At 71.4% G+C, this 9892-nt stretch carries 10 protein-coding genes and 1 rRNA gene; 10 read left to right on the top strand and 1 reads right to left on the bottom strand.

The genetic code is table 11. The annotated features are described in order from the left end of the window. Positions 1-153: 153 nt before the first annotated feature. The 10 genes from rrf (at position 154) to AB0G32_RS04980 (ending at position 8452) form a co-directional block, all read left to right on the top strand. Positions 154-270 (top strand): 5S ribosomal RNA (gene rrf / locus AB0G32_RS05025). 64 nt (positions 271-334) lie between these two features. Further along, positions 335-979, top strand: coding sequence for an HAD family hydrolase (locus AB0G32_RS05020; RefSeq protein ID WP_361158192.1), 645 nt, complete (start codon positions 335-337; stop codon positions 977-979). A gap of 73 nt (positions 980-1052) precedes the next feature. Then, entirely contained in the window at positions 1053-1742 is a 690-nt protein-coding gene (locus AB0G32_RS05015) for a VC0807 family protein (protein WP_361158189.1), read from the top strand. Between the two features lie 23 nt (positions 1743-1765). Further along, positions 1766-3010 (top strand): MFS transporter, encoded by a 1245-nt coding sequence (locus AB0G32_RS05010; protein ID WP_361158186.1) that lies wholly within the window; start codon positions 1766-1768, stop codon positions 3008-3010. Continuing rightward, positions 2961-4136, top strand: coding sequence for an acetoin utilization protein AcuC (locus AB0G32_RS05005; RefSeq protein WP_361158183.1), 1176 nt, complete (start codon positions 2961-2963; stop codon positions 4134-4136). Before AB0G32_RS05010 ends, AB0G32_RS05005 begins: the two co-directional genes overlap by 50 nt. Positions 4137-4741: 605 nt before the next feature. Further along, the gene (locus tag AB0G32_RS05000; RefSeq protein ID WP_361158181.1) at positions 4742-5557 is read left to right on the top strand and encodes a phosphatase; all 816 of its coding nucleotides are present in this window, start codon (positions 4742-4744) and stop codon (positions 5555-5557) included. 129 nt (positions 5558-5686) lie between these two features. Beyond that, positions 5687-5896 carry a helix-turn-helix domain-containing protein gene (locus tag AB0G32_RS04995; RefSeq protein WP_189424546.1) on the top strand — a complete coding sequence of 70 codons (210 nt, stop codon included), beginning with the start codon at positions 5687-5689 and terminating at the stop codon, positions 5894-5896. 155 nt (positions 5897-6051) lie between these two features. Further along, complete coding sequence (locus tag AB0G32_RS04990; protein WP_003948845.1) at positions 6052-6150, top strand: AURKAIP1/COX24 domain-containing protein; 99 nt, start codon at positions 6052-6054, stop codon at positions 6148-6150. A 173-nt stretch (positions 6151-6323) separates the two neighbouring features. Continuing rightward, on the top strand, positions 6324-7385 hold the full coding sequence (locus AB0G32_RS04985) for an NAD-dependent epimerase/dehydratase family protein (RefSeq protein ID WP_361158256.1): 1062 nt from the start codon (positions 6324-6326) through the stop codon (positions 7383-7385). 14 nt (positions 7386-7399) lie between these two features. Beyond that, the gene (locus AB0G32_RS04980; RefSeq protein WP_361158178.1) at positions 7400-8452 is read left to right on the top strand and encodes a lysophospholipid acyltransferase family protein; all 1053 of its coding nucleotides are present in this window, start codon (positions 7400-7402) and stop codon (positions 8450-8452) included. 124 nt (positions 8453-8576) lie between these two features. On the opposite strand, the gene AB0G32_RS04975 is transcribed toward AB0G32_RS04980, so the two are convergent. Next, positions 8577-9815, bottom strand: a complete 1239-nt coding sequence (locus AB0G32_RS04975; protein ID WP_361158175.1) for a DUF5667 domain-containing protein — start codon at positions 9813-9815, stop codon at positions 8577-8579. Between the last annotated feature and the right edge of the window lie 77 nt (positions 9816-9892).

Here is a 9892-nt window from a genome sequence, read left to right as displayed (position 1 = left end):
GTTGATAGGCCAGATATGGAAGCACCGTAAGGTGTGGAGTTGACTGGTACTAATAGGCCGAGGGCTTGTCCTCAGTTGCTCGCGTCCACTGTGTTGGTTCTGAAACCACGAACAGCCCCGCTGTTGTAGGCGGTTGGTTGTGTTTCATAGTGTTTCGGTGGTCATAGCGTAGGGGAAACGCCCGGTTACATTTCGAACCCGGAAGCTAAGCCTTACAGCGCCGATGGTACTGCAGGGGGGACCCTGTGGGAGAGTAGGACGCCGCCGAACAATTCTTATAAGGGAAACCCCCGCATCGTGAGATGCGGGGGTTTTCTGCGTTTAGGGTCGGTGTATGCGCTACGACCTGGTTATCTTCGACAATGACGGTGTGCTCGTCGACAGTGAGCCGATCTCCAACCGGCTGCTGGCCGGCTATCTGACGGAGCTCGGGCATCCGACGTCATACGAGGATTCGTTGCGGGATTACATGGGGGCCGCGATGCATCGGGTCCATGATCTGATCCGGGAGCGGACCGGGCGGGGGCTGCCCGTGGATTTCGATGATGTTTTTCATGGGCGGGTGTTCGCGGCCTTCGAGCGGGATCTGGAGCCGGTGCCCGGTGTTGTCGGGGTGCTGGCGGAACTCGCGGCAAAGGACGTGGCGTACTGCGTGGCGTCGTCCGGGAGTCATGAGCGGATTCGGGTGGGGCATCGGACGACCGGGCTGGACCGGTGGTTCGACGACGGGCGGATCTTCAGCTCGGAGGATGTGGGGCGGGGGAAGCCGGCGCCGGATCTGTTCCTGTACGCGGCCGAGCGGATGGGTGTGGCACCGCAGCGGTGTGTCGTGGTCGAGGACAGTCCGCTCGGGGTGGCGGCCGCCGTGGCGGCGGGGATGGATGTCGTGGGGTTCACCGCCATGACGCCGGCGGAGAAACTGGCCGGGGCCGGCAAGGTGTTCGCGGACATGCGGGAACTGCTCGGGCTGCTGGCCTGACGGACATTTGTCCTGGGGGGTTCTGGACGGTTGTCTCTACTGGCCGGCCGGGGTTCGCCCGGACGCTGGGGGCATGAGGACGCATGCGGATACCCGCCGGACCCTCGTCTCCCTGGTCCTGGACGTGGGGGCGCCCATCGGGTCGTACTACCTGCTGAAGGACGGGGTCGGGGTCAGTACGCTCGCGGCGCTCGGGTGGAGTGGTGTGCTGCCGGTGCTGCGGGCCGGGTGGGGGCTGGCGGGGCGCGGGGCGGTGAACGGGCTCGCGCTGCTGATCCTGCTGGCCAACGGAGTCGGGCTGGTCGTCGGGGTCGAGGCCGGGGAGCCGCGGCTGATGCTGGCCAGGGACAGCGTGATCACGAGTGTGGTGGGGTTCGTGCTGCTGGGGTCCGTGGTGGTGGGGCGGCCGATGATGTCGGGGATGGTGCGACCGTGGGTGGTCAAGGGGGACGCCGCGCGGGAACGGGCCTGGGGGCGGTTGCGGGGTGAGTCGGTGGATTTCCGGCGGGCCGAGCGATGGTTCACCGGGATGTGGGGGGTCGCGTTCGCCGGGGAGTCGGCGGTGCGGGTCGTGGGGGCGTACACGCTGCCGGTCGATGTGATGGTGTGGCTCGGGACCGTGGTGATGTGCGGGGTGATCGGGGTGACCTTCGTGGTCAGCGGGGCGGTGGCGGCCAGGCCGATGCTTGAGATGGTCGAGCGGGCGGTGCGGCGCGCGGAAGGTGACGACGATTCATCTTTGGCGGGATCTACCCAGGCGTAGGGCGGGGCTCTACGCTCGCCGCCATGACGGATGTGCTGCGGCGGGGCAGGGCCTCTCTGGCGTTCGGCTTCTTCGCCCAGGGGGTGGCGTTCGCGCTGCTGGTGACGCGCATTCCGGCCATTCAGGACCGGTACGGGGTGTCCGACGCGCTGTTGCCGGCCTTCCTCGCGGCGGTGCCGGTGCTGGCCGGGGTGGGGAGCGTGGGCACCGAGCGGCTGGTGCGGCGGGTGCGGCCGAGCCGGGTGCTGCGGTGGTCCCAGCCGGTGGTGCTGCTGGCGCTGCTCGGGGTCGGGCTGGGGGAGGGGATGGCCGAACTGGCCGTCGCGCTCGGTGCGTTCGGGCTGGCGGTGGGGGCGCTGGACGCCTCCATGAACATGCTCGGGGTCAGTCTGCAGCGGGCGTACGGGCGGAGCATCATGCTCGGGTTCCACGCGACGTACAGCCTGGGCGGGATTCTGGGGGCCTCGCTGGCGTGGGCGGGGGCGCACTGGGAGCTCGCGCTCTGGGTGTCGTATCTGCCGGTGGTGGCGGTGTTGCTGCCGGCGGCGCTGGTGGGGAGCCGGTGGTATGTGGATGCGGCCGGGGGGCCGGTTGGGGAGGGACAGGGGCAGGGGAAGGGGCAGGGGAAGGAGTCGGGGGGCGGCGGGGTTGTGGGGTTCGGGGTGTTGTTGCCGCTGTGTCTGGTGATGACGTTCGCGTACATCGGGGACTCGACGGTGTCCAACTGGAGTGCGAAGTACCTCCAGGACGTGCTGGGGAGTTCGGAGCAGCTGGCGACCGTTCCGTACAACGTGTACATGGTGACCACGCTGGTGGGGCGGGCGGTCGGGGATCTCGGGGTGCGGCGGTTCGGGGCCGTGGCCGTGGTGCGGGGTGGGGCGCTGGTCGCGGCGGTGGGGTTCGCGGTGGTGGCGGGGGCGCCGGGGGCCTGGGTGGGGATGGGCGGGTTCACGCTGCTGGGGGTGGGGCTGTGCGTGCTGGTGCCGCAGACGTTCGCGGCGGCGGGGCGGTTGTTCCCCGGGGCCTCGGATGCGGCGGTGGCGCGGCTGAATGTCTTCAACTATGTGGGCTTTTTGATTGGTTCGCCGTTGGTGGGGGCGCTCGGGGATGCCTGGAGTTACCGGGGCGCGATGCTGGTGCCGATGGTGTTGGTACTGGTGACGGTGGTGTACGCCCGGTCCTTCGAGGCGCCGGGAGCGGACCGATACGGTGGCGGGCATGAGCGGGCGCGCGCAGCTGATGTGGGACGAGGCGGTCACGGGCTATGACTTCGGGCCCGATCATCCGATGGATCCGGTGCGGCTGGCGCTGACGCGGAGCCTGGTCGGGGCCTTCGGGCTGGACCGGGAGGTGGATGTGGTGGCGGCCAAGGCGGCGGGGGAGTCGACGCTGCGGCTGGTGCACCGGGCGGACTACGTCGCGGCGGTGAAGGCGGCGTCCGCCGATCCGCGGGTGGCGGACGGTGCGTATGGGCTGGGGACGGTCGACGATCCGGCGTTCGCGGGGATGCACGAGGCGTCGGCGCTGATCGCCGGGCAGTCGGTGGGGGCGGCGGAGGCGGTGTGGCGGGGGGACGCGCTGCACGCGGTGAACTTCGCGGGCGGGCTGCACCACGCGATGCCGGGGGCGGCGTCCGGGTTCTGTGTGTACAACGACGCGGCGCTGGCGATCGCGCGGTTGCTGGAGCTGGGCGTCGAGCGGGTGGCGTACGTGGATGTCGACGTGCATCACGGGGACGGGGTGCAGGCGGCGTTCTGGGCGGATCCGCGGGTGCTGACGGTGTCGTTGCATGAGCATCCGCGGACGTTGTTCCCGGGGAGCGGGTGGCCGGAGGAGACGGGTGGGGACGGGGCCGCGGAGGGGTCGGCGGTGAATGTCGCCCTGCCGGCGGGGACCGGGGATGCCGGGTGGTTGCGGGCGTTCCACGCGGTGGTGCCGGAGGTGGTGGCCGCGTTTCGGCCGCAGGTGCTGGTGACGCAGCACGGGGCGGATACGCACTTCGAGGATCCGCTGGCGCATCTGGCGGTGTCGGTGGACGCGCAGCGGGCGGTGCAGGTGGCGTGTCATGAGCTGGCGCACGAGCACGCCGGGGGGCGGTGGGTGGCGCTGGGCGGGGGTGGTTACGCGGTGGTGGATGTGGTGCCGCGGTCGTGGACGCATCTGGTGGGGATCGCGGCGGGGCGGGAGGTCTTGCCGGAGGCGGTGATTCCGGAGGCTTGGCGGGGGGAGGTGTTCGCGCGGACTCGGCAGGGTGGGCCGGTGCGGATGACTGATGGGCGGTGGCCGGTGTCGTGGGTGGGGTGGGAGGCGGGGTACGACCCTGCGGATCGGGTGGATCAGGCGGTGTTGGCGGCTCGGCGGGCGGTGTTTCCGTTGCGGGGGTTGTTGGCGTGACGGTTGTCTACTGACGGTTCTTGGGGGGTGGGTGGGGAGGGGTGGGGTGGGGGCGGTTGGTCGGGTTGGGGTGAGGGTGCGCGGTGTTGGCGGGGTGCGCGGTGTTGGGTGGGGGCGTTGGCGCGGCCCGGCGGTGCGGGGTGCCGCCGCGCCCACCCGTGCCGCCCCTGGCGGCACGATTGCCCGCGGTTACGCGGTTACGCGGTGCGCGGGTGCGCGGCGGCGCGGGTGCGCTGCGGCGCGGAGGTGGGGTGACGCCGGTGCGCTGCGGCGCGGTGACGCGGTGACGCGGTGACGGGGTGACGCGGGCGCGCTGGTGTGCGGCGGCGCGGAGGTGGGGTGACGCCGGTGCGCTGCGGCCCGGTGACGCGGTGACGCGGTGACGGGGTGACGCGGGGGCGCTGGTGTGCGGCGGCGCGGCGACCGTGGGTGTGCGGAAACGCTGCGGCGGGGTTACGGGGTTACGGGGTGACGGGGTTGCGCGGTGACGGGGTTGCGCGGTGACGGGGGGCGCGGCGGCGTGGTGATTGTGGGTGTGTGGGCCGGGTGGGTGTAGTTGGGGGGAAGTGGGTGGGGGTGGGGGTGGGGGCCGGGAGCATCGGGGGGTGGTGTCTTTCGGGGAGCTTCGTGAGCATCTGCTGGTGGCTCGGCTGGCCGGGGTCGTGGCGACCTCGCGGGAGGTGAGTCTGCGGAGTTATCGGCTGTTCGCGGCCCGGGATCCGCGGGTGCTGCTGGGGATCGACCCGGTGGGGGCGTGGCAGCAGCGGGACGTTATCGAGCTGATGGCGGACAGATGCGGGGTTTCGGCCGACCCGCGCTGCGTCAGCGGGCATGATGTGATCGATCCGGATCGGACGCTGACCGCTCTGGATGATTTCGCCGATCGGCTGGCGGAAGTCGCCCGGCGCGGCGCCCCGGTCGTGCTCGGCACCGGACATCCGCATCGGCTGCTCGGCTTCTACGTCGCGCTCGCGGACGCCCTGTCGGCGGCGGGGTGTGCCGTTCTCACCCCGGCGCAGGGTCGCTGTGTCGACATAACGACCCGGTTCGGTCTACGCACGTACAACCTCGACTACGTACGAGGTGTCGGGTTGGTGCGAGAACGCGGGGGTGAAAGCCCCGGTTGTGAGCCCGGCGCGCACACCCATTCTCCCCTCCCGGTTCGGACCGCGCTGGCCGGTGCGGCGGAGGCCGGCGGGGTGCTGCCGGAGCTGGTGATCGGAGACCACGGATGGGTCTGCGGAGCAGGTCAGCTGGGGTTCGAGGCCATCGGGCTCGCTGATACGGACGACCCCGCGCTCTTCGTGGGTCAGGCAGAGGGGTGCGTGTCCGTCGTCGTTCCACTTGATGACGGCGTGCGGTCCGATTACTACCTGCCGCTTACCCGCTACGTACTCAAACGAGCGTGTCTGTCCCAGTAGGACGCCGATGCGTGCACCTCTTCCCCACTCGCATCACCCGCACCTACATTGGGGAGTGAGCACGCAGCGACGAAGAGTCACCGGAAGGGGAAGCCGGTGGCCGTCGAGTGCGGAAGGTTCAGGTGTGTCATGGCTGGAGACCAGAGGCCTCTGAGCGAGGTTCAGTTCCTTACCGTGGCGGAGGTCGCCTCGGTGATGCGAGTGTCGAAGATGACCGTGTACCGGTTGGTGCACAGCGGTCATCTGCCCGCGATCCGGGTGGGGCGGTCGTTCCGCGTCCCGGAGAATGCGGTTCACGAGTACCTCCGCGAGAGCTTCGTGGGGGTGGACACGGCCTGACGACGGCCCTGGGGGAGGTCCTCGGAGTCCCTCCGGGCCTCCCCCGCCCCTCGATTACGACCTCAGCGCTCGGACGGGTAGGCTAGCCCCTCGTAGGTCGTGTGGGCCCATGGCGCCCAAACAACCGAGTGATGAGAAGTGAGCGAGGGTTAGTCGTGGGCTCTGTTATCAAGAAGCGGCGCAAGCGGATGGCGAAGAAGAAGCACCGCAAGCTGCTCAAGCGCACGCGCGTGCAGCGTCGTAACAAGAAGTAGTCGCACCGAGCAGTACGCGACGCGACGCCGCGAGAGCGTCACCTGTGGCCTCCCACCATCCGGTGGGAGGCCACAGGTGTCTCGGTCCGGCAGTCATGCCGGCGCAACACCGACCCGCTAGGTTGGCCGACGAGCGGGGAACCCGGCAGGTGACCGAGAGGAAGGCGCTGATCGTGGGCAAGGTCGTGCTCGTGACCGGAGTGGCCCGTCAGCTGGGGGGCCGTTTCGTGCGGCGGATCCAGCGGGACCCGGCGGTCGACCGGGTCGTCGGCGTGGACGCGGTCCCGCCCGAGCACCAGCTGGGCGGCGCGGACTTCGTGCAGGCCGACATCCGGCAGCCCACCATCGCGCGGGTGCTGGCGGAGTCCGGCGCCGACACGGTCGTGCACATGGATGTCACCGGCACCCCGCTGGGCAGCGGCAGCCGGACGTCGGTCAAGGAGACCAACGTCATCGGGACCATGCAGCTGCTCGGCGCCTGCCAGAAGTCGCCGACCGTGCGGCGGCTGGTGGTGAAGTCCAGTACGAACGTGTACGGGTCCGCGCCGCGCGATCCGGCGGTCTGCACGGAGACGACGCCGGCCAAGGCGCTGCCCAGCGGTGGGTTCGCCAAGGACATCGTGGAGGTCGAGGGCTATGTGCGGGGCTTCGCGCGGCGGCGGCCGGACGTCGCGGTGTGCGTGCTGCGGTTCGCCAACATCCTCGGTCCGGTCACCGACACCCCGCTGGCCTCGTACTTCTCGCTGCCGGTGCTGCCGACGGTGTTCGGGTACGACCCGCGGCTGCAGTTCGCGCACGAGGACGACGTGATCGAGGTGCTGCGGATCGCCTCGCACGAACCGGAGCGGGGCACGCTCAACAGCGGCACGTTCAACATCGCCGGTGACGGTGTCCTGGTGCTCTCCCAGTGTTCCCGGCGGCTGGGCCGGCCGACCGTGCCGCTGCTGCTGCCCGTCGTCAGCTGGGCCGGCTCCCTGGTGCGTACGCTGGGGGTGACGGACTTCTCCCCCGAGCAGATCCGGCTGCTCACTCACGGCCGGGTCGTGGACACCACGCAGATGCGCGAGACGCTGGGTTTCCAGCCGAAGCACACCACCGCGGAGACGTTCGCGGACTTCGCGCGCAGCCGGGAGCCGGGACTGCTCCCGCCGGCGGTCGTCGCGAAGGCCGTGGACCGGATCGCCGCGCTGTCCGGTACGGGCAGCGGCCACCCCTCGACGCAGAGCGCCAGCTGAGGAGCGCATCAACGATGGCGGATGCCAAGGTCATTCCGTTCGACGACGACCGGTCCCGCGGGGGCGCCGCGCAGCGCTCGGCGCGGCGCCGGGGCGGCCCGGGGAGCCGGCGCAAGGGTACGGCGGAGGCCGCGCCGGTCCGCGAGGTCCAGGCGCTGCCGGTGCGGCCGGGTGCCGGGGACGGGGGCCGCGAGGAGCGGCCGTCCGAGGTCGAGGACGGCGGCGACGGCGGTCTGGAGCGGCGGATCGCGGGCGGGCTGGCCTTCCTGCGGCGGCGGCTGACCGGGGACTACGAGGTCGACGACTTCGGCTACGACGCCGAGCTGACCGACCAGGTGCTGATGTCGGTGCTGCGCCCGATGTACGAGAAGTACTTCCGGGTCGAGGTGAAGGGCATCGAGAACATCCCGGCCGAGGGCGGCGCGCTGATCGTCGCCAACCACTCCGGGACGCTGCCGCTGGACGGCCTGATGATGCAGGTCGCGGTGCACGACCACCATCCGGCGGGGCGGCATCTGCGGCTGCTCGCGGCGGACCTGGTGTTCGTGCTGCCGGTCGTCAACGAGCTGGCCCGCAAGCTCGGTCACACCCTGGCCGACGCGGAGGACGCGGCGCGGCTGCTCGGGCAGGGCGAGCTGGTCGGGGTGATGCCGGAGGGGTTCAAGGGGCTGGGCAAGCCGTTCGGGGACCGGTACAAGCTTCAGCGGTTCGGGCGGGGCGGGTTCGTCTCGACGGCGCTGCGGGCGGGGACGCCGATCATTCCGTGCTCGGTGGTCGGCGCGGAGGAGATCTACCCGATGCTCGGCAACGCCCGGACGCTGGCCCGGCTGCTGGGGTTCCCGTACTTCCCGCTGACGCCGACCTTCCCGTGGCTGGGGCCGCTGGGCGCGGTGCCGTTGCCGACGAAGTGGACGATCCAGTTCGGTGAGCCGATCCCGACGGACCACTATCCGGCCGAGGCGGCCGAGGACCCGATGCTGATGTTCAACCTGACCGATCAGGTGCGGGAGCAGATCCAGCACACGCTGTACAAACTGCTGGTGCAGCGGCGGTCGGTGTTCTTCTGAGCCGTTCCCCGTTCCCCGTTCTCCGTTCTCCGTTCCCCGTTCTTCGTTCTTCGTTCTCCGGTCCGGGCATGCGTACGGCGGTGGGGGTGCCCCCACCGCCGTACGCGTCGCTGCGGTGTGCTGGTCAGTCCGTGTCGTCGCCGTCGATGCCCAGGCCGGGCAGCAGGCCGGGCAGGAGGGGCGGCAGGGTGACGTCCGGCTCGGGGACGGGCGTCTTGCCGCCGGTCGACGGTGAGCTGGAGGCGGTCTCCTTGGGCGGGTCGAGCAGGCCGCCGGTGCTGCCGCCGAGCAGGCCGTCCTTCTCGCTGTCGGAGTCGGCGGACTCGCTGGGGCGCCGGCTGTCGGTGCGGTCCTCTTCCGTGGCGTCGCTCCGGCCGGTGCTGGGCGGGGCCGAGCTGCCGGTGCGGTCGGGCGGGGTGGTGCCGGCCGAGCCGGAGCCGCCGCCGCGCTCGCCCGGGTCGCCGCCCTGGGACGGCGGCTGGGGGAGCAGGGAGCGCAGCGGGGCCACGTCCTCGTCTATGGCGTCGAACACCGACGACACCTGCTCGCTGACGTCGCCGAGCTGGACGGGCAGCCGCTCGCGCAGGATCCCCCAGGCGTCCCGGTGGGAGCGGGAGAAGGCGGACAGCGCCCGCATCGGGTCGAGCGAGTCGGGGTCGCGGGCGTAGGCCGCGCTGAGCAGCCGGTGGCCTTCGGTCGCGTCCTGTCCCATGCCGGACAGGGTGCGGCGGATCTCGCCGAGGGTCTCGTGGTCGAGGGCGCCGCCGCGGTCCCGCTCCAGCAGCCGGCGGGCCTCGCTCAGCCGGGTGGAGGCCCGGTCGAGGTAGCCGCGGCCGCGCTCGGTGTCGCCTTCGGCCAGGCCCAGCTTGAAGTCCTCTATGCCGCGCTTGAGGCCGTAGAGCGAGTCGCCCGGCAGGGCGTCGGAACTGGCCGCGGCCACTCCGCCGAAGGCTCCCGCGGCCACGCCGACGCTGAGGCCGCCGGCGGTGAGGCCCTTGGCCAGCCGGGAGCGGGGCCGGAGTTTTCTGAGCGGTGTCGCCCGGTGGGCGCCGCGGGCGCGGCGCTGCTCGGGTACCGCCGGGTCCGCCTCGCCGCCCGCGGTGCCCTCCTGGAGCATGGCCTCGAACGCGGCCACCAGCTGGGCCCGCTGGACGACCTTGACCTCCGGGTCCAGCTCGGGCTTGGGCAGCGCGTCGAGACCGGTGGTCAGGGCCATCAGGCGGCCCTGCTCGGTCCGGTCCGCGGGGGCCGCGGCCGGTGCCGGTCCTTCGGGCTGCTCGGCCGCCGGGCTCCGCTCGGACTGCTCCTCCAGAGCCTGGGCGAAGGCGTTCGCCCGCCGGTGCGCCGATACGTTCGCGATCACTGGCGGCACCTCCTCTCGTCATGACGGTCGACTCCCCAGGGGGTCCTGAGGGTTGCACACCCTGGCCACGACCACCC

The sequence above is a fragment of the Streptomyces sp. NPDC023723 genome (assembly GCF_040639815.1).
In the GTDB taxonomy this organism is placed as follows: Bacteria; Actinomycetota; Actinomycetes; order Streptomycetales; family Streptomycetaceae; genus Streptomyces.
This window is presented reverse-complemented; position numbering and strand designations above follow the sequence as displayed.

Coding starts and splice junctions, on each gene's coding strand:
- AB0G32_RS05020 (WP_361158192.1), top strand. CDS start 335: ATGCGCTACGACCTGGTTATCTTCGACAATGACGGTGTGCTCGTCGAC.
- AB0G32_RS05015 (WP_361158189.1), top strand. CDS start 1,053: ATGAGGACGCATGCGGATACCCGCCGGACCCTCGTCTCCCTGGTCCTG.
- AB0G32_RS05010 (WP_361158186.1), top strand. CDS start 1,766: ATGACGGATGTGCTGCGGCGGGGCAGGGCCTCTCTGGCGTTCGGCTTC.
- AB0G32_RS05005 (WP_361158183.1), top strand. CDS start 2,961: ATGAGCGGGCGCGCGCAGCTGATGTGGGACGAGGCGGTCACGGGCTAT.
- AB0G32_RS04995 (WP_189424546.1), top strand. CDS start 5,687: ATGGCTGGAGACCAGAGGCCTCTGAGCGAGGTTCAGTTCCTTACCGTG.
- AB0G32_RS04980 (WP_361158178.1), top strand. CDS start 7,400: ATGGCGGATGCCAAGGTCATTCCGTTCGACGACGACCGGTCCCGCGGG.